Raw genomic sequence first — 16,596 nt, 5'->3', positions numbered from 1 at the left:
CCTGATTTATTTTGAATCTGCCTAAAGTCGCAGTTGGTTAGTAAGTACTGCCGCCCATGGGAATAACTCGGAGCGGCATAGGTCTATCGTTTTTTGGGAAGTGATCCACCCGGTCTCTGCTCATCTCGGATGGCGCGCAGTGATTGCTCATAAGCGATTTTTGCCATCTGGTTAGCTATTTCCTGTGGATCACCGGTACTGGATTGAATGGTGAAATAGTTGGTTTGCTGAATGCCCGGGCTATTGCCTCCAGATGCTCCAATATCCTTATTACTAATCACCGAGCCGTTATCGCCCGGAATCATGTACTGGCTGCCATTACTGGCCTTGAAGATTTCAGGCTTGCCACCTTCGCCCACGCGATACATCGAGTTTGCCTGGACCGGGCCGCCGTGTTCACGCGCGCCGCCATAAGATGCGCCGCCAATCGCTGATATGACCTGTCCACCAGCAGCAGCAACTTGAGCCATATTGGCAAGGTTCCAAGGGAATGGTCCTGATGCCATGGCGTTAGATATGGCGAGCTGAAGGTTTAACCCGGCCTGAGCAATTGCGAATCCTTTGCTTACAGCGAAAAGAGCCTTGTACGCCGATGAGCTCTCACCGGCACCTCTAGCTACAATATTTGCTAATCCTTCAAACCCGGACTGGAATCCGCCCAGCATCATGCTCATGCTGTCTATTTGCTTCTGCGCCTCGTCTTTTACGATTTGCATCCGGGCGTAAGCACCCTGCTTCACAATAGCTGTACGAGTGTCCTGAGCCTGTTGCTCAGTCATGGCACCCATTGCCTCATACTTCGCCACGGCGGCGAGTTTCTGCTTCTGCTCCAGCTCGACCTGTGCCGCTGGGTTTGTTGCTTCGCCGGTATAGGGGTTTACAGCAACATCAGCAGCGGCTTTTTGCTGATCGGAGAAGCGTCCAGCCTGCTCAGTTTCTGCTTTTAATTTTTCTGCAGCTGCCTGTGCTTTGAGAGCGTTGGCGTTATCCCATATTTTTGCGGCGTACTCTCCCGCCAATCGAATTTGCTCAGTGGTGGCCGACTTCCCTAATGACTGTTTAGCCGTGAGAATTGCCATCTCACGCGACAGCTCACCTGTAGTGGTTGCTGACACTTCTGATTTTTGACGAAGCGCCTCCAATTTCTGGTTTACGCTCTCCTGTGATGACGCGACTCGCTTATTTTGTTGGTCTGCTTGTTTCTTCTTGTCCTGCTCATCTTCAATGGCAGCATTATTTTTAATCATTACTGCCAAAGCATCTTTCTGCTCTTTGGTCAGATCCTGCTGGCTTAGGCCATATAATTGGGCGGCAGTTTTACCTTGCGTAAGTAGGATTCTCTGCTGTTCAAGTTGCTTACTAATACTGCTGTAATTAGCTTGTTGTGCTTCCGTCTGAAGGCTGTGAAGTGACGCCTCCATGTCTTTAATTCTTTGTTCAGCCTCAGCAACTGAAGCCCCTGCTCTCGTTATTTCATCGCGGAAATTGGCGAGCGCCACCCTGCCAGAGTCTGTAGAACTAGACATTGATGACAATGCCTTAGAAAGAGTCGTAACATTTTCTGGTGTCGGGTTTTTTGACAAGTCATTAAGTTGCTTGACCAATTCAAATGCAGATTGGCTTGAAATGTCGAATTTGTCCGCAATCATCCCAACGCTTGAATAAATCGTTTGTGCTGAAGATCTGAAAGCGGGGCCTGCACTTTGGGCCAATTGAACTGCTTTTGTGAAATCGTTTGTTGAAATGTTCAGGGTATCAAGTGCGTTTCCAGCAGCATTAACGCTTGCAACCCCACCGCTTAGGCTTCGCCACCATGATGTTTGTTCAGCAGCTATGTTACTAATGGACTTTCTGGCATTTTCAATTTCGGCAGCATATTTTGCGACAGCCGCGTCTCTTAGTTGGGTGGCCAAAGCGGCATTTGTAACTGCCAGCCTCGCATAATCATTAGACAAAGCCGCGACACCTTGACTGTTAATCACAACAATTTTGTTCAGCGTCTCTGCTGCCTTACCAAGTTTATCCATTTCATTACCGGTGCTATCTAATGCGGTCATTAGTACACCGGTAAGTACAGATCCCAGAGCTATCAATGCGCCTACCATTGCGCCACCAGGCCCAAAAGCACCTGCCAATTGTGAACCCTGCTGGCTAAACGCAACTAAGGCTGACTGTCCGCCCTGAATCTGAACTATGAAGTCTTGGATCTGATAACCAGCCTGCTGGAATTGGCTCCTGAAGCTGCCACCTGCTTTTGTTGCTTGGTTTACAGCGATCGCTGAAGATTTTATCTGGGTTTCGAGAGTATTGATTCCGCCAGCAGCTCCCTTAGCCTGCGTCCCCAATGCTTTGAGCTCCTTTTGCATTACATCATTAGCTTTTAGCGCTTGGTCAACATCGATACTGACTTCGTAATAAATTCCACCAGCGTTGTATGATTCGGCCATTGCATGTCCTCAATGTTTGACGAGAGCCGCGGCCTTTCTGAGCGCGATTCGGTGCATGTTGTCAATGAGGGTTATGCCATGGTCTGTTACCTGATATTCCCGGCCGTCCAAAGAAATCATTGCCATCAGCATTGAATAGGCTTCACGCTCGTAATCAATCTTTCCATTACTTTTGGCGGCATATATACAGTTATCCACCAGACCAGAAGAAAGCAGATCACGGCTAATATCCCCGGTATTACCTTCATGAGTGAATATATTGTTTCCGTGCTCACGAATGCGATCACGAATGTATGTGTCTGCGATAGCTTCAGCTAAGCGCTGTAGTTGCTCCATCACGCCCCCTCCGCAAACTGAGCGATCGCTTTGTCCATTAGGCCGCGAGCAATAACATGAATGGTTGGTGCGACGCCTAATGGTGATTTGGCGCGTTCCTGCTGCTGGATTTTTTGGAGTGCCTCAACCTGTTCAAGGCTGAGAAGCACCGGCGATACTCTTTTCTTAATCATAACCACCCCCTGATATACATACAGTGATTATAATTGCTAAAAGTGAAACGGTTAATATTAATATGCCGATTTATGAAATGATGATTTGATCGTTTTGATCGAATATTTTGCTCAAAAAAAACCTCGCCGGAGCGAGGTGTGGTTACAAAATTTTATAAGCGTTGACGTATCAATATCGAGAAGAAAGTTATAACGAGCTTTTTTTAGCGTCTTCAATCTCCGCATTGCATGCATCTATGTTGTCGAAGTCATACTGAAGGTAAACATATCCCTCACCAGAACCATTGGCTCTTGCTTCCATAGATACCAATACAAGCTTGTTTTTAAGAGGGGTAGCGGGCGATCCTGCCCACTGAGCTGAGAGGAAACGCTCCTTTTTGTTCAGCGCCATCATCCAGTCTTGAGGTTCTTTCCAAATTGAGCCAGAAAGTAAAAGGTCAGTGCTTTTAGGTTTGCCATAAATTGAAGATAGGGAATCCAAGAGCTCTTTGTATTTTGATTGGAGCGCAATTCCATAGCTGTCTGTATCAACGTTTTTACCCAACGCCCTGATCTGACATAGGCCAGACTTTGGAGAAATGAGTAGACCAAAACCCTCAAATTCAGCGTTCTTTTTCGGTGGATATTTTATCGTATAGAGATTTGGCACGCCCTCATAAGGCTTAAGCTCTTCACCGGTCATGTCTTCAATATTCTTTTTGCTTAAACCTGACTCTAAACCAAACGGCCCCTCACCGGGTGGTAGTAATGGCTGAGTGTTACTGGCTTGTGTTGGTTTCCGGATTTGGTTTGCTTCCGAAACGGTTGCCTGCTTCACGTCCGCTGGTAAAGAGTTAGCAAGTCCATACTTGGCTGAAAGGTAGCGCTGCTGGAGCATTGCCATGGTTTGCTCTTGAGTTGCGATTGCTGCCAATTTCATCGCAAGAACCAAGCCACCGCTATATTGGTTCGCTTCTGCTTTAGCCTTAGAAATCTGAGCATTTAACGCATCTATTTCGGTCTTAACTGACTCAGCCGTTACCTCATCAGGTTTTGCCCCTGGCACATCCATCGTTATTTTTGCGCCTGATTCAATAGCATCAATCCGCTGCTTAATTAGCGCTTGGTTTGTTTTGAGAATTTCTACTCTGGCGCTGATTAAAGTCTTGATCAGTCCGCCAGAGTAGTTTTGATTGGTGGCATTGGCAGAAGAAATCTCACTTTCTGTTTGCGACAATTCTACCTTGAGTTGCTCTACCTTTTGTTTCTCTTCAGGAGAGAGCTCTTTTGGGCCACATCCTGTCAAAATGAACACAGATATTAGACATGCCAGAATAGACTTTTTCATTTCCTTACCCCATAGAAAAAGCCACCCGAGGGTGGCTTAGGATCAGATGTGGTTTTCACATCCCAACTGTGATTTATCGATGATTTGGGTTCCCTCTACACGGAACCCGTAGGTGCCGAAGAGGAAAGCGTGATTTAGCTGGTAGATAACCACGTCACTCAGGCCTACCGCACACTTATCTTTCTCAATAGCGTGATCCATAGCCGTTTTAACGTTCGGAATACCTAAAGGGAAAATTACTATTGGCGCTTTGTCTTCGCCGGTTACGCGAGCACCTTTCTCAAACTTAGCTGCGTTCAGATTGTAATTTTTGGTACTTGCTACAGTCATATCAGCAACACGCACAGTACATCCTGAAAGTAACAGCGCCCCAAGCGCCAATGCCAAAACCTTTTTCATTATTAATATTTCCATTGATTGCAATCGGAAACATCCTATCAATAATTATTAACATTGCAATTGTTGATACAGCCTTTATTACCCGGCCTAGCACGCCGGATAACTCACTTCGTTTTCAGTCTGAACGCCTCTCCGCCCGGTCTGGCTAATCCCATCCTGCGCTGTGTGTCACCTGCGGCTTTGGTCACGTCGCCAAAGGTGTCAATAAGCGCAGCAGCGCGAACACGCTTCGCCAGACACTGATTGCGCCGGGATCTGATCCACTCACGCCCGGCTTCTGAGTCGCAATTGTCGAACACCTCCAGCCAGCGAGAGGCTGCTCTTCTGTACAGGCCTTTCGCCTTAAGCTCTTCTGCTTTTTTGTCACTTACCATGTGTGCCGCCCTGAATTGACATCTGGTTTCTATGAGTTTGTTGGTTCAAAACAGCCATTTGTTGGTTCAGTGTTGGTTCAATAATCAAAATAATTTCCTTATAAATCATGACTGATAAAGAATTGAACCAACTGAACTAACTGAACCAACACTAAAATCCTCACATGTGAGGCTTACTCTTCCTTTGCTTCATCGTCTGGCCGGTACTGAATCACATAGACGTTATATTGACGCTTATTAATCCTCGGCGACTTACGCTGAAAACCTCTGCCGCTGGCTGGTGGTGTCATCATTCCGCTCTCCACCAGAACCCGGGCGAACTGCTTCGGGTTGAAACCGCTGGCGATCTCCTGCTCAAACGTTGCAGGAAAGGTGTAGAAGACGATGGGATCATCTTCATGGTTACCGCTGGCACGAAAGCCCGCCATTTCACGAATAGGCAGAGACTGAGGGTCGTAAGGGAATGGCGCAAACCGGCTATAGCCATTAGCATTGAGGAACGCTTCGCATTGGGCGATGATCTGCTGATGTTCTTTGTTGCCAGTGCCGAACTCGCGCACCCATGCGTTATAGCTGTGCTGAACGGCATCACGACATGCTTGCTCATCCCAGCCGGTGATCACCCGACCTAGCAGGAGCGCAGCCTCAAGGATGGCAAAGCGAGCGCCCACGCGGTGAACCTGCTCGCCATATTCTGCCGGTATCAACCCGCGCCAGCGTGCCTCCGCCTCTCTTACAGCCTCTGCGGCCTGCTGCTGGTTACTGGCTAACCATGTAATCCACTCACGCCCCGCTGCGCCGTGATGATTCTGATACGCATCCTTGAGGGCGTCGGAATGCTGCTTGCCGTTCGCGTGCTGGTGGAAGCGCACAGCCTTACTCAGTGGGATATTTAACAGCCTTACCAGCTGACCGGCTTTGGCCTTTCTTCCCGCCATAGCGATGAAGGTTTCTAAATCCATCTCGCCGGTGCTGATCGCCACCGTGCGCCAGCGCTTCAGGTCACGGTTACCGCCTTCTTTGGCTCCCTGCAGTTTCCCCACGCCGTTAAAGAGCGCATAGGCTGACTGTGAGACGCTAACCGGATCAGCGCCTTGTCCCACCTCATCCAGTGGCATCAGCGCATCATTATGAGCGGCAGCTTCGTTCGCCAGGCCTAACGCGGTACCGTACCACGTCAGGCGCAGCTGGTCAGGATTACCATAGAGGCTGCTGGCCACATTGGCGGTGGTAGTTTTACCGGCGCTCGATTGCTCGTAGAAGTGAATGCCGAAGCCATCAGCACCAGCAAGGCCGATTAACGGAGCAGCCAGCGCGGCAGCAACGCCCGTCATCATGGAATAGTTACCGGCAGCCAGAGCCCCAACATTTAGACGCCAGCTGTCAGCACTTCCCCGGCAGGTGTAACCAGCAGCGGCAGAACTGCGACCGTTGAACAGTACCGGCTTATCAGGAGTACCGATGATTTCCCCGTCAGGCATGATGTATGCGCCGCACTGCCACCCTGTAGCGTGTGCCACTCGCCATACCTCTCGTGAGCCGTTCCGCTGTAACCAGTCGGCCAGAATCGCTCTCAGGCCGCTTTTGGTTGTGACGTTCACGCCACCAGCTTTGAGCGTTCGCCATCCTTCACGCTCGCCAATGTCGGCCAACGGGATCGCCTGCGTGGTCTCGCTATCTGAACCCCATGCCTGCCAGCGTAGGATCAGAAACTGGTCTTTATCGTCGCGGCCGGTGCCGATAACCTGCAGGGGCGAACACAGCCAGCTTTCACGGTTGATGATTTCACCGGTCTGCTTATCGGTGTTTGGCTCAACCCAGTAAACGCCATCCTGACGGCTTTCAATTCGTGGCTTGAGTACATCGGGATCGGATGCTGCTGTTTTACCTCCCTCAATGACTTCCAACTGAGCACCCATGCTTTCCCCTTGCGGTTGGTACAGTGAATCGTTAAATGCTGCTGTGGCTGCCTCCAGCCCATTCTGCTGACGGTAATCATCCCAGTCGGCCTTGTAGTGTGTGGGAGGTAATGAAACGGTTCCGTTAACGGCTTCAGCGGCTTTGTCAGCGTATATCTTTCCGCCGTTTACCTTCGGCTTGCCGTTGTCATCGAGTTCGCCAGGCTCATGCCAATCGTTATCACCGGAAATGATGATTGCGGCGTTCGGATACAGGCGGCGCATAGTCTCCGCGACTGTCGGAAGATTACCGGCATCGAGCGCCACCACTGCCAGCGCATAAGGCCGTATCAGGTGAGCGGTGAGGGTTGTTGCCAAGCCTTCACCAATGATGATTTCCTTCACTTCCTGCGGCTGGTTAACGATGCGCCACGCTCCGCGCTTGGCTGAGCCATAGAGCACTTTCTTTTCCCCCTGCTGCGTGATGGTCTGTGCTGCGGCCACACCACCGGATTCGTCCACCAGCGGCAGCAAAATTGCTCCATCGGACAAGCAAGGCAGAGTGAAACCGTTTAGCCCTCTGGCAATCAGATATTCGCTTTCGCGCTGCGTGGTCTGTGCTGCGAGCCTCTGATAGTGGCTCACAAAACTTTCGCGGCGCTGCTCTGCCTCGGCGGCTTCCTTCTGCTGGCGCTCCTGCTCATGCTGGTGGCGCTGCTCGTCCAGTTGCTGCCTTCTCTGGCTGGCTGCTTTCTGGTCAATTTCCGTCACCCGGTAATCAATACCCAGCACATCAGCCGCCATTCGGGCGGCCTCAGTGGTACCGCACTGATTAACCTTCTGAATCAGGTCTAAACCATCACCCGCGCCGCACTGATTGCAGAAGAAGTTACCGCGCCCTTTATCATCGAAGCGAAAGCGATCTTTACCGCCACATGCGGGGCATGGTGCGTGCTTGCGTGGTGAACGGGGCACATCAATCCCCAGCTGGCTCAGCACCATCGGCCATCGGTTAGCCGCGGCGGTTGTTGTCTCCCGGATAAGGTCGTAATTACGCATGGAAACTCACCTCCCCTTTAGAAAGAGAGGCGCTCATGTCATTGATCATGCTCTGCCAGATGCTTTCTCCGCGCTCAGTGAGGCTGCTGCCGTCTGTGCAGAGGGTCAGCAGATTGCTCGCCAGTGCCTCCCAGTGCGGATATTCCTGCTTCATCGGCTCCAGCAGATAGCTGTCCACCAGCATCCTGATACCGGCTGAACCGTCGACAATGGCAACCTCAATCCGCTGGCCTTTAATTTCCATCGGGAACCAGTCGCCATCATTCTTCTGCCTGACGCGGTTATAAATTGCCGCTGAATATTGGTTCGCCAGCGCGTTCAGTCGGAAGTTTTTAGTGATAATTGTCATGGCTATCTCCCTCAGTGCGCTGTCGGTGCGGCTGGCATACCTTCGGTATTCAGCATTTCAATAAATCCATCGTGGAGCATGGTCATACCCTCACGCCCCCATTTGGATAGCGTCATGCCACCGTCCGGGGATGCTTCCAGCATGGACTGGTAAATCATCAGGGCTTTCTGATGAGGGTTGTCATGGGTGAACTGCTCAAACGCCAGTTCCTCAATATTTCTCGCCAGCGAGAATCGCTCGGTTGCCGGATAAACGACGATGCCGCCTTGCTCACCCACGTAACGCACCGCATGAGCCGTTGTGCCGTCACCCTGATCCACCTCGACTGTGCCATTGGCCTTCATCTGCTCGACGATAAACACGCCTGCGACCAGCCAGCGCCAGACGTTAACCTGCTGCTCTGCGCTGGGTTTGAACCAGCCGTTAATCTCAGCTAGTGACAACTCAGCAATCACGCCAAACCCTTCTGAGAGTGGTTTATCAAAGCGCCCATCATCCAGCTGGCGAATGACCGCTGAGTAACCAATCATCTTATTGCCAAAGCGCACCCCACCAGGGGTGGCCTCTGCTGAGAAAGAGCCGGATTTCACCGGCATTTTTGGGAAGTTAAGGATTTTCTTCATGCTGCTGCCTTAGCTCCCTTACCGCGTGATTTCAGCTCGGCATCTACTGCCGCCTCCAGTGCCTCAATAGTGTCGTGAACGGTGCCGTGTGCGAGGTTGATGAGCCAGGTGTAATCCTCGTTAACGTCAGTGCCTGGCATTGTTTCAAGTAGGATTGACAATACCGCACGCGCCTTCTTCAGATTGGCGGCCTGTGAGTCAATTTCAGCGAATGAAATAGCCATCATTTCTCCTCCATCTGTTGGGCGATCGCGTCTGGCAACCCATTGAGAATGGTCAGCACTGAATCCACCATGTCAGGCACTCGGCCATCGTCTGTTGTCATGGTTTCAAGCCAGACAGTAAGAACCACCTGGGCTTGCTGAATGCGGCACATCACGTCGCTTAATTCGATCTGGTTGGATTTCATGCCAGCACCTCCCGAACTTCCTGAGATTGACGTGCTACAGCTTCAATGACGCTGAGCAATTCGCTCTGAACTTTGCGCTCGTCATCGTTTGAAGTGAGAAACTGAGCGGCGATCACCAGGCTTTCAATCTTGTTCATGGTGTCGATGAGTTCGATTTGGCTACGCATTGCGGCTCTCCTGTTCAGCAACCATCTCAACCAGAAACGCTGTTACATCGCCTGTAAGGCGGCGAAGCAGTGCTGAAATAGCCGTTAAATCACCTTCTCCGATCTCGTCAGAACTGAGTTCGATTAAGCGGGAGATAATTTCTGCTTGATGCGCGCGCTCGGCGGCTTGCTTGAGGGTGATGTCATAAACGGGCTTAAACATGAGCCACCTCCTGAACCGGCAGGCGAGCAGCTAATGACAGGATGAAATGGGGTGCTAGAACGCGGCGTGCTTCCTTCTCGCTGATAGCTTCAACTGAGACGCGGCAAGGTTTAGCCAGCATGTCAGCGCGTGACAGTGCCAGAAAGCGAAACTGAAATTTGGGTGTGGCTTGGGTGAGGGTAGTAGCCATGATGGCAGCCTCCGATAACTGGTATTTGATACCACCACCGGAAACGCCAATTTCACTGGTGGTGGACTGAACAGGGTTGGCGTAACCGGCGTTATCGGAAACCGGCGCGGATTGCTCCGCCCCCATCCAGCCCACCATAACTTCGTGAGCGACACGGATTATAACCATATCGCTGAAAAAAGGGTGAGTCAGATCTACGACATAAAAAAAGACGCTAGGCGCGTCATTTGTCGCCGACAACATTACCAGGACGCCAATCCCGGCACTGGATTTTGCCAGTGCAAGGTGAGGATAGTCCGAAGTTTGCGGAGAGGGCAAGCGGTTTTTTAGCTGTTTGTGAGAACCTGCACCACCAGCGTAAGACACCGCCTTACGCATCATGGCATTAGCCGCTGTCAGGCACAAAGCCAAACTTTTGGCTGAGTGGATGTCAGGTTTTGTGAGGTTCTCAGGACTAACATTCGCTAACAGGCCAGCCAGCGGAAAGCCCTCATTCTGGACGGCCATCATGGTTTCACCTCCGTGAAATCACGCATAAAAAGCTCTGCCGGCTGTGTGCAGGGCGATGAATAGCCATCTCGATAGAACATCACGCGATTGAATTGCACGCTGTGTACCGTGACCAGCGCGCCGCTGGCGTCCTGATAGCGAGCGTTTGGGGTTGGATTGCTGGTGGGTTTAGTCATTAGTGAACCTCCGGCAACTGGGGCTGATACTTCAACCAGAGAGCGGCTTCCTCAGCAGCAAGGCTGGCTTTCTCGCCTTTACACGCCTGTAGGTCTTTACCGCGCTTGCTGGCTTTCTTGTCATAAACAGCCTGGCGCTTACTGTGATCGTTCAGGAAAGCGAACGGCACACCGTATGAGCCGGTTTTGCGGATTGATGGGATAACTTCGCGGAATACCCAGTTGCTGAAACGGTGGGCGAATGTGCCGGGCGTGGTGGCCTTGCGGCTGCGGGCGATCAGTTTGTAGAAACCAGATTCACCAACTGTGCGCATAAGCTGTTGGCCTCCGGGGGTGGGTGTTAAACACTCCCCCTTCTCATCGTGATCTAATCGACGCAACGCGACTTTGTGATCGGAAATTTCCAGCGCCTCACAAATATCTTTGGCGATAAACCAAGGCTCACCGCAGATGCTGACGATTCGCACCGACTTCCCCTCGAATTTAATAACCGAAATATTATCTTCATCAGCGGCGAAAATAGCGTTGATGCTGGTGGTAGGCTGAGGGGCGGCCTCAGAATTCAATCTGCTTTTTTCAGTTTTCATTTGTCAGGCTCCGTTAAGCGGCGTTGAACGCATCCGGGTAGAGGGAAAGAATGTCGTTAATCTCACGCTGAGACAGACCGACATAGCCACCAGCAGCGGCATTACTATTTACCAGTTGAATCACTCGCATCACGTCAGCGCGGCAGGTGATCCGGTAACGGAAGTGGCTACCAATACCATCGCCGTTAGGCTCGTCGATGCGCTCCAGGCGAATATCGAGCCTTCTCTCGAGTTCTGTCGCGTAGTTACGGGCGCTGGACAAGCGGCAGTAGCGTAGGATCTCGTTCTCAGTGAAACCATTAACGCCGGTGCGCATCATGTAAACGCGGGCGCGGTGTTTCTTTGGTGTTGGCTTAATAACTGCGGCAGGCGTAATATCAGAGGCGTCAGCTCCCTGATTAGCCGCCTGTAATGGGCGGTTTTTCATTAAGCCACCTCACCACGAGATTCGGCGATGCGCTGATTAATCCAGTCATCAACTTCACTTTCGACGAAAGCGATAGCGCGTGAGCCAATTTTCACAGATTGAGGAAAGCGACTTTCTTTAAGCAGGCGATAAATCCACGCCTTGCTATAGCCTGTACGGCGCTGAACTTCTGATAAGCGAATTAGTGATTGAGACATATTTACCTCGTAACGTCTATTGCGGTTTACGAGATTCATTTCATCAAAGTTGGGCTGCTAATTGTGGAAATTACCAAAAGAAAAATGGAACTATTCTTTTGAAAGTTCAAGCTACTAATGAGGGTTTTATTGAGTGTTTTGGAAATGAGAAGTCTGCAAATGCGGGACTTTAGAAATCGTTCCCGCATCGAGTTTTAGGTTGGAAATGGACACTACTCGCTTTCAGGGAGGATGACTTCCAAAGCCTCTTTGATAAGATTTGTCATTTGCTTATCGGTCACTACTATTCCTTGATAATTCTGGCTTGCAAGGTTTTGAGCCACAGAACGAGCTATTGCCAGCTTGTTCAACTTGTCACCATTCTTAAAGGACTTACTCGATTTCTCAAGTGCTAAAGCCATGCCAGCAATCATCATGAGAGCGGTGTTCTTTCCTGGAAACTCCCCCCACTGATCAAGGTATTTGGTCTCTAATGTCTGTGTTATTTCTGTTTTTTTATGTGCCAGAGGCAGAGGCCAATGAAAATTATGCTTTGTTACCCAAGACTCAACTTCAGTTCGAATTAATACACAATCCCTGCGGTCGTGATCATAATTGTCATAATGTGTTATATCTTTCGCAGTTAGCTCACCGCTATCCACGGCATCCCATAGCGAGTCTTTGTATGAATTAACTATTGTCTGCGCTTCACTTTTCAAGCCTAAATTTGGATTTTCATCTGCTAGAAAGTAAGCCGCATGTTCCAATGAGATATTAACCCTAGATAAATACGGGACCATCCACTTAGGAAGCGTGTTCTTTAGAGCCCAAGAATATTCATCTAAATTATCGTGCAAGTTAATACCCAAAAGCTTCTCAATTTCAGAGCGATCGAAGCCCACAAAGTCGAAAGAATTCATTCTTCACCCTCAAAATGGGATGTTGTCATCAAAAATAGATTCGCTACTATTTTGCAAATCCAGTTCGCTAGTTCTTGATGGGGACCAACCTTCGTAAGGCGCTTCATCCATATCAGGATTAACCATTACCTGATTAAGAAGCTCATAAGAGTTGAAACTCGGATCGCTAAGGCTCGGCCTTCTCGTTAAACCCCGGGAGTCCTGTATAAGTAGCTGAGGAGCATATTGCTCAGCTTCATCCAATTTAATAACTATCCAATTTGCAATTTGATCTCGAGTCATATCAGGAAATTTACTTTCGATTCTAATAATTAACTCTCGTATGCTAATGAACTGCTGCTTTTTGGCTTTTAACTCAATGATTGGATTTGTCATACGCCACCTCGCGTGCCTCTTTTTTTGGCGACTATGCCAGCCCATAGAGGTGTACGGGTTTTCGGGGATCAGCCTAGACATAGCCTATTCTTTGTTCGTCTACTGAAGTCTACTACCTTCACCTAACACTGTCTATTCATCCAGTTAAGCACGTTTCCCAAACGAGCCATGAACCACGTTCTCACCTTTCTCAAGCGCATCCATATAGTCGGCATACCACTGAAGCATTTCTCTGCGTCCGTCCAGATATTGAGCGTGGTTGTACGTTCCACGGATACTGTTTTTATCTGCGTGAGCCAGCTGCGTTTCAATCCATGCACTGTTGTAGCCCTGCTCATGCAGAATGGTGCTCATCGTGTGCCGGAAGCCGTGACCGGTAGCTTTACCGTCATAGCCGATACGTTTGATCACCTGATTGATACTCGCCTCGCTCATCGTCTTTCCTGCATCGTTGCGCCCGGGGAACACATAGCGCCCTCTTCCCGTCAGCTGGTGAATTTCTTCAAGGAGAGATTTAGCCTGGATGGAAAGCGGCACTACATGAGGGCGGCGCATTTTCATCCGTTCTGCAGGTATCTGCCAGATGCCTTTCTCTAAATCGAATTCAACCCATTCAGCAGCGCGTAATTCAATCGTGCGTGTGCCAGTAAGCATCAACAGCCGGGTGGCATTTTGTGTAACCTTGCTGCCAGTGTATTCACTAAGTGCGCTAAGGAAGCCGCCAATCTGTTCGGTGAGAAGATGAGGGAAATGCTTTTGCTTTGGCGCTTTTAGTGCGCCGGCGAGATCGGTAACAGGATTATGCTCTGCCCTGCCGGTAATGACGGCATAGGTAAAAATCTGACGGCAAGCCTGCCGAGTTTTCTTCAGCTTATCCAGAACGCCGCGTTGCTCCATCTTTCTGAGCACCAGCAGCATCTCTGCCGCTTTGATTTCTGCGATGGCCCGTTTACCGATAAACGGGAACACATCTTTTTGCAGGTACTCCAGAATGTCACTGGCATAGCCCTGTGACCAGTTGGGGCGCTTATGCTCATGCCATTCAATCGCCAGTGCCTCAAAGCTGTTACTGACCGCCAGAATCTTAGCCTGCTTTTCCGTCTGTTTAACTTCGCCCGGATCACCACCAGCGGCCAAAGTGCGTTTTGCTTCGTCACGCTTTGCCCTGGCATCCGCCAGCGATACGTCAGGATATACCCCCAGCGCCAGCAACTTTTCTTTACCGGCTACGCGGTACTTTAACCGCCAGTAACGTGAGCCATTAGTATTCACCAGCAGGTACAAGCCGCCGCCGTCAGAGAGCTTGTAGGCTTTATCTCTGGCCTTGGAAGTGTCCACTGTGCGGGCATTGAGCTTCAATTTGGGGGTATCTCATTTAATTGAACAGGAATCTACCCCCAAATGTACCCCCACATGATTGTTGATTTCAATAGATGATAGTAGACGTTGAGATAATGAGATTCGCAGGAAGGTGCTTACTGACTGGGATTTTGTGGACTTTAGTAGACGACAGGAGAAATGAAAATGGCACGCCCTACAGGATTCGAACCTGTGACCTACGGCTTAGAAGGCCGGTGCTCTATCCAGCTGAGCTAAGGGCGCATGGAGATGGCACGGATTATACGTCGGGAAGCGGGTACGTCAACGTTTTTGCCGTTTCACCGCAGCGAAGTGCTGCGGTAATAACCAATTAGCGTCAGTGACACCTGCGCCATTCGCTGAGCGACACGAGTTTACTGGTGCCGGTAAATTCTCCTTCCAGCTCAATCCCTTGTGATGTGAAACGCGCATTGTATTGCTCACGAAGTGCGTGCAGCTCCTGGCTGTCCGGCTCCAGCTGGCGCAGAAAGCCCAGCGCGAGCAGCAACTGCTGGCGGCTGATAAGCGGTGGAAAACCGGCACGATTGAGAATGGCATGCCAGCGCTGGCTGTTCTCCTCGCTGCCGTCAACAATCAACACCTGCCAGATCAGCAGTACCGCTGCGCCGTTGTGCAGATGCGTTTCATTATCTTTGCTGAGATAGTCGGTAAACTCTTTCGCCGCCTCTTTACCCATCATAGAGATCATTGATTCCACCTGTACCGGTGGCAGCTGCAGCCGTTTGCTGAGCCGCTGAGCAGCGTGGCGTGAGCCAGCGGTGAGCAGCTGAAATCCAGCGACAAACACCACCGCCAGCGTAGCAAGCATTATCCAAATCATTACATCGTCCCCGGATTGTCCTGCAGATATCATACGCATGCAGGCAGGCACTCGTCGCGACGAAAAAGCCGGAAAGCGCATACGCGGCTGAAACTGTGACTGACAGCGCGCCGCGCTTCTGACAAAATAGCCCCCTTCCCCGATTCAACACAACACAGTGGATTTCCTCTCTGATGGCAGCAAAAATTATTGACGGTAAAACGATTGCGCAGCAGGTGCGCGTTGAGGTTGCGGAAAAAGTGAAGCAGCGCCTGGCCGCCGGAAAACGAGCGCCAGGTCTGGCCGTGGTTCTGGTGGGTGAAAACCCGGCATCGCAGATCTATGTGGCCAGCAAACGCCGCGCCTGTGAAGAGGTCGGTTTCCACTCCCGCTCTTACGATCTGCCTGCTACCACCCGCGAAGCTGAGCTGCTGGAGCTGATCGATAAGCTCAATCAGGACGACGAAATCGATGGCATTCTGGTGCAGCTGCCGCTGCCAGCGGGCATCGATAATGTGAAGGTGCTGGAGCGCATCACGCCGGATAAAGATGTCGATGGCTTCCACCCTTATAACGTCGGTCGCCTGTGTCAGCGTGCGCCAACCCTGCGTCCCTGCACGCCGCGCGGTATCGTGACGCTGCTGGAGCGCTATAACATTGACACCTATGGCCTGAACGCTGTGGTGGTCGGGGCGTCCAACATCGTCGGTCGTCCGATGAGCATGGAGTTGCTGCTTGCGGGCTGCACCACCACCGTGACTCATCGCTTTACCAAAGATCTGCGCCATCACGTTGAGCATGCCGATCTGCTGGTCGTTGCGGTGGGCAAGCCAGGCTTTATTCCGGGCGACTGGATCAAACCTGGTGCCATCGTCATTGACGTGGGCATTAACCGTCTGGACAGCGGCAAAGTGGTGGGCGACGTTGATTTTGACAGCGCATCAGAGCGCGCGTCTTACATTACCCCGGTGCCGGGCGGTGTCGGACCGATGACAGTCGCAACACTGATTCAAAACACGCTGCAGGCGTGCGAAGAGTTTCACGATAAAGAGGACGTTTAAATGGCAAGTTTTTCACTGGGTAAATTCCCGCACGTCGATCTGTGTGACCTGCTGAAACTTGAAGGCTGGGTTCAGAGTGGCGCACAGGCGAAAGTCGTGATTGCCGAGGGTGAAGTGAAGGTCAATGGCGCGGTAGAGACCCGCAAGCGCTGCAAGATCGTTGCCGGTCAGACCGTGGAATTTGCCGGTTTCCACATCACTGTCGTCGAGTAATTCCCGGGCGTCCCTGCGG

The 16,596-nt window shown here is 50.9% G+C and carries 24 protein-coding genes and 1 tRNA gene; 2 read left to right on the top strand and 23 right to left on the bottom strand.

All coding sequences use genetic code 11. The annotated features are described in order from the left end of the window. Positions 1 to 83 precede the first annotated feature (83 nt). The 23 genes from QSK07_RS17195 to QSK07_RS17085 all read right to left on the bottom strand — a co-directional run bounded on the left by QSK07_RS17195 (position 84) and on the right by QSK07_RS17085 (position 15,324). Positions 84 to 2,447 carry a phage tail tape measure family protein gene (locus QSK07_RS17195; protein ID WP_285720879.1) on the bottom strand — a complete coding sequence of 788 codons (2,364 nt, stop codon included), beginning with the start codon at positions 2,445 to 2,447 and terminating at the stop codon, positions 84 to 86. A gap of 9 nt (positions 2,448 to 2,456) precedes the next feature. Then, entirely contained in the window at positions 2,457 to 2,783 is a 327-nt protein-coding gene (locus QSK07_RS17190) for a hypothetical protein (protein WP_285720998.1), read from the bottom strand. Continuing rightward, positions 2,783 to 2,956, bottom strand: coding sequence for a hypothetical protein (locus QSK07_RS17185; RefSeq protein WP_285720880.1), 174 nt, complete (start codon positions 2,954 to 2,956; stop codon positions 2,783 to 2,785). Before QSK07_RS17185 ends, QSK07_RS17190 begins: the two co-directional genes overlap by 1 nt. A 187-nt stretch (positions 2,957 to 3,143) precedes the next feature. Further along, complete coding sequence (locus QSK07_RS17180) at positions 3,144 to 4,283, bottom strand: hypothetical protein (protein WP_285720881.1); 1,140 nt, start codon at positions 4,281 to 4,283, stop codon at positions 3,144 to 3,146. Between the two features lie 42 nt (positions 4,284 to 4,325). After that, entirely contained in the window at positions 4,326 to 4,682 is a 357-nt protein-coding gene (locus QSK07_RS17175) for a hypothetical protein (RefSeq protein WP_285720882.1), read from the bottom strand. Between the two features lie 104 nt (positions 4,683 to 4,786). Further along, entirely contained in the window at positions 4,787 to 5,056 is a 270-nt protein-coding gene (locus QSK07_RS17170) for a PerC family transcriptional regulator (protein WP_285720883.1), read from the bottom strand. Positions 5,057 to 5,229: 173 nt separating this feature from the next. Next, positions 5,230 to 8,013 (bottom strand): TOPRIM and DUF927 domain-containing protein, encoded by a 2,784-nt coding sequence (locus QSK07_RS17165; RefSeq protein WP_285720884.1) that lies wholly within the window; start codon positions 8,011 to 8,013, stop codon positions 5,230 to 5,232. Next, positions 8,006 to 8,362, bottom strand: a complete 357-nt coding sequence (locus tag QSK07_RS17160) for a hypothetical protein (protein WP_285720885.1) — start codon at positions 8,360 to 8,362, stop codon at positions 8,006 to 8,008. Before QSK07_RS17160 ends, QSK07_RS17165 begins: the two co-directional genes overlap by 8 nt. An 11-nt stretch (positions 8,363 to 8,373) precedes the next feature. Next, the gene (locus tag QSK07_RS17155; protein WP_285720886.1) at positions 8,374 to 8,985 is read right to left on the bottom strand and encodes a hypothetical protein; all 612 of its coding nucleotides are present in this window, start codon (positions 8,983 to 8,985) and stop codon (positions 8,374 to 8,376) included. Further along, on the bottom strand, positions 8,982 to 9,212 hold the full coding sequence (locus tag QSK07_RS17150) for a hypothetical protein (RefSeq protein WP_285720887.1): 231 nt from the start codon (positions 9,210 to 9,212) through the stop codon (positions 8,982 to 8,984). The genes QSK07_RS17155 and QSK07_RS17150 overlap by 4 nt, the downstream gene beginning before the upstream one ends. After that, positions 9,209 to 9,394 carry a hypothetical protein gene (locus tag QSK07_RS17145; protein WP_285720888.1) on the bottom strand — a complete coding sequence of 62 codons (186 nt, stop codon included), beginning with the start codon at positions 9,392 to 9,394 and terminating at the stop codon, positions 9,209 to 9,211. Before QSK07_RS17145 ends, QSK07_RS17150 begins: the two co-directional genes overlap by 4 nt. Next, a complete protein-coding gene (locus QSK07_RS17140; RefSeq protein ID WP_276724950.1) occupies positions 9,391 to 9,561 on the bottom strand; it encodes a hypothetical protein in 171 nt (56 codons plus the stop codon). The genes QSK07_RS17145 and QSK07_RS17140 overlap by 4 nt, the downstream gene beginning before the upstream one ends. Next, complete coding sequence (locus QSK07_RS17135; protein ID WP_285720889.1) at positions 9,554 to 9,763, bottom strand: hypothetical protein; 210 nt, start codon at positions 9,761 to 9,763, stop codon at positions 9,554 to 9,556. Before QSK07_RS17135 ends, QSK07_RS17140 begins: the two co-directional genes overlap by 8 nt. After that, entirely contained in the window at positions 9,756 to 10,463 is a 708-nt protein-coding gene (locus QSK07_RS17130; RefSeq protein WP_285720890.1) for a host cell division inhibitor Icd-like protein, read from the bottom strand. The genes QSK07_RS17135 and QSK07_RS17130 overlap by 8 nt, the downstream gene beginning before the upstream one ends. After that, positions 10,460 to 10,639 (bottom strand): DUF4222 domain-containing protein, encoded by a 180-nt coding sequence (locus QSK07_RS17125; protein ID WP_285720891.1) that lies wholly within the window; start codon positions 10,637 to 10,639, stop codon positions 10,460 to 10,462. Before QSK07_RS17125 ends, QSK07_RS17130 begins: the two co-directional genes overlap by 4 nt. Next, entirely contained in the window at positions 10,639 to 11,226 is a 588-nt protein-coding gene (locus tag QSK07_RS17120) for a BRO-N domain-containing protein (RefSeq protein WP_285720892.1), read from the bottom strand. Before QSK07_RS17120 ends, QSK07_RS17125 begins: the two co-directional genes overlap by 1 nt. Positions 11,227 to 11,239: 13 nt before the next feature. Continuing rightward, positions 11,240 to 11,653, bottom strand: a complete 414-nt coding sequence (locus tag QSK07_RS17115) for a PM1773 family protein (protein WP_283342749.1) — start codon at positions 11,651 to 11,653, stop codon at positions 11,240 to 11,242. Further along, on the bottom strand, positions 11,653 to 11,850 hold the full coding sequence (locus QSK07_RS17110; RefSeq protein WP_239952730.1) for a helix-turn-helix transcriptional regulator: 198 nt from the start codon (positions 11,848 to 11,850) through the stop codon (positions 11,653 to 11,655). The genes QSK07_RS17115 and QSK07_RS17110 overlap by 1 nt, the downstream gene beginning before the upstream one ends. A 212-nt stretch (positions 11,851 to 12,062) precedes the next feature. Continuing rightward, on the bottom strand, positions 12,063 to 12,749 hold the full coding sequence (locus QSK07_RS17105; protein WP_239952731.1) for a hypothetical protein: 687 nt from the start codon (positions 12,747 to 12,749) through the stop codon (positions 12,063 to 12,065). Positions 12,750 to 12,758: 9 nt separating this feature from the next. Beyond that, positions 12,759 to 13,124 (bottom strand): hypothetical protein, encoded by a 366-nt coding sequence (locus QSK07_RS17100; protein WP_285720893.1) that lies wholly within the window; start codon positions 13,122 to 13,124, stop codon positions 12,759 to 12,761. 144 nt (positions 13,125 to 13,268) lie between these two features. After that, positions 13,269 to 14,483 carry a tyrosine-type recombinase/integrase gene (locus tag QSK07_RS17095; RefSeq protein ID WP_285720894.1) on the bottom strand — a complete coding sequence of 405 codons (1,215 nt, stop codon included), beginning with the start codon at positions 14,481 to 14,483 and terminating at the stop codon, positions 13,269 to 13,271. A 166-nt stretch (positions 14,484 to 14,649) separates the two neighbouring features. Next, positions 14,650 to 14,726, bottom strand: a tRNA-Arg gene (locus QSK07_RS17090). 94 nt (positions 14,727 to 14,820) lie between these two features. Further along, positions 14,821 to 15,324 carry a DUF1198 family protein gene (locus tag QSK07_RS17085; protein WP_285720895.1) on the bottom strand — a complete coding sequence of 168 codons (504 nt, stop codon included), beginning with the start codon at positions 15,322 to 15,324 and terminating at the stop codon, positions 14,821 to 14,823. A gap of 173 nt (positions 15,325 to 15,497) precedes the next feature. Between QSK07_RS17085 and folD the strand changes: the two genes are divergently transcribed. Together folD and ybcJ are read left to right on the top strand one after the other, a co-directional pair. Continuing rightward, positions 15,498 to 16,364: a bifunctional methylenetetrahydrofolate dehydrogenase/methenyltetrahydrofolate cyclohydrolase FolD gene (gene folD, locus QSK07_RS17080; protein WP_033731804.1), complete on the top strand. Its 867-nt coding sequence runs from the start codon at positions 15,498 to 15,500 to the stop codon at positions 16,362 to 16,364. After that, positions 16,365 to 16,577, top strand: coding sequence for a ribosome-associated protein YbcJ (ybcJ, locus tag QSK07_RS17075; RefSeq protein WP_285720896.1), 213 nt, complete (start codon positions 16,365 to 16,367; stop codon positions 16,575 to 16,577). Positions 16,578 to 16,596: the final 19 nt, after the last annotated feature.

The organism is Pantoea sp. QMID4, assembly GCF_030270445.1.
GTDB classification, from domain to species: Bacteria; Pseudomonadota; Gammaproteobacteria; order Enterobacterales; family Enterobacteriaceae; genus Pantoea; species Pantoea vagans.
Note: the sequence above shows the minus strand (reverse complement) of the source record. Positions and strands in the feature narration are given on the sequence as shown.

Bases quoted from the DNA above. Each gene is read 5' to 3' on its own strand.
- QSK07_RS17125 (WP_285720891.1), bottom strand. From the start codon at position 10,639: ATGACTAAACCCACCAGCAATCCAACCCCAAACGCTCGCTATCAGGAC.
- QSK07_RS17185 (WP_285720880.1), bottom strand. From the start codon at position 2,956: ATGATTAAGAAAAGAGTATCGCCGGTGCTTCTCAGCCTTGAACAGGTT.
- QSK07_RS17140 (WP_276724950.1), bottom strand. From the start codon at position 9,561: ATGCGTAGCCAAATCGAACTCATCGACACCATGAACAAGATTGAAAGC.
- QSK07_RS17085 (WP_285720895.1), bottom strand. From the start codon at position 15,324: ATGATTTGGATAATGCTTGCTACGCTGGCGGTGGTGTTTGTCGCTGGA.
- QSK07_RS17195 (WP_285720879.1), bottom strand. From the start codon at position 2,447: ATGGCCGAATCATACAACGCTGGTGGAATTTATTACGAAGTCAGTATC.
- QSK07_RS17190 (WP_285720998.1), bottom strand. From the start codon at position 2,783: ATGGAGCAACTACAGCGCTTAGCTGAAGCTATCGCAGACACATACATT.
- QSK07_RS17150 (WP_285720887.1), bottom strand. From the start codon at position 9,212: ATGATGGCTATTTCATTCGCTGAAATTGACTCACAGGCCGCCAATCTG.
- QSK07_RS17180 (WP_285720881.1), bottom strand. From the start codon at position 4,283: ATGAAAAAGTCTATTCTGGCATGTCTAATATCTGTGTTCATTTTGACA.
- QSK07_RS17115 (WP_283342749.1), bottom strand. From the start codon at position 11,653: ATGAAAAACCGCCCATTACAGGCGGCTAATCAGGGAGCTGACGCCTCT.
- QSK07_RS17145 (WP_285720888.1), bottom strand. From the start codon at position 9,394: ATGAAATCCAACCAGATCGAATTAAGCGACGTGATGTGCCGCATTCAG.
- QSK07_RS17175 (WP_285720882.1), bottom strand. From the start codon at position 4,682: ATGAAAAAGGTTTTGGCATTGGCGCTTGGGGCGCTGTTACTTTCAGGA.
- QSK07_RS17110 (WP_239952730.1), bottom strand. From the start codon at position 11,850: ATGTCTCAATCACTAATTCGCTTATCAGAAGTTCAGCGCCGTACAGGC.
- QSK07_RS17120 (WP_285720892.1), bottom strand. From the start codon at position 11,226: ATGAAAACTGAAAAAAGCAGATTGAATTCTGAGGCCGCCCCTCAGCCT.
- folD (WP_033731804.1), top strand. From the start codon at position 15,498: ATGGCAGCAAAAATTATTGACGGTAAAACGATTGCGCAGCAGGTGCGC.
- ybcJ (WP_285720896.1), top strand. From the start codon at position 16,365: ATGGCAAGTTTTTCACTGGGTAAATTCCCGCACGTCGATCTGTGTGAC.
- QSK07_RS17105 (WP_239952731.1), bottom strand. From the start codon at position 12,749: ATGAATTCTTTCGACTTTGTGGGCTTCGATCGCTCTGAAATTGAGAAG.
- QSK07_RS17100 (WP_285720893.1), bottom strand. From the start codon at position 13,124: ATGACAAATCCAATCATTGAGTTAAAAGCCAAAAAGCAGCAGTTCATT.
- QSK07_RS17135 (WP_285720889.1), bottom strand. From the start codon at position 9,763: ATGTTTAAGCCCGTTTATGACATCACCCTCAAGCAAGCCGCCGAGCGC.
- QSK07_RS17170 (WP_285720883.1), bottom strand. From the start codon at position 5,056: ATGGTAAGTGACAAAAAAGCAGAAGAGCTTAAGGCGAAAGGCCTGTAC.
- QSK07_RS17155 (WP_285720886.1), bottom strand. From the start codon at position 8,985: ATGAAGAAAATCCTTAACTTCCCAAAAATGCCGGTGAAATCCGGCTCT.
- QSK07_RS17165 (WP_285720884.1), bottom strand. From the start codon at position 8,013: ATGCGTAATTACGACCTTATCCGGGAGACAACAACCGCCGCGGCTAAC.
- QSK07_RS17130 (WP_285720890.1), bottom strand. From the start codon at position 10,463: ATGATGGCCGTCCAGAATGAGGGCTTTCCGCTGGCTGGCCTGTTAGCG.
- QSK07_RS17160 (WP_285720885.1), bottom strand. From the start codon at position 8,362: ATGACAATTATCACTAAAAACTTCCGACTGAACGCGCTGGCGAACCAA.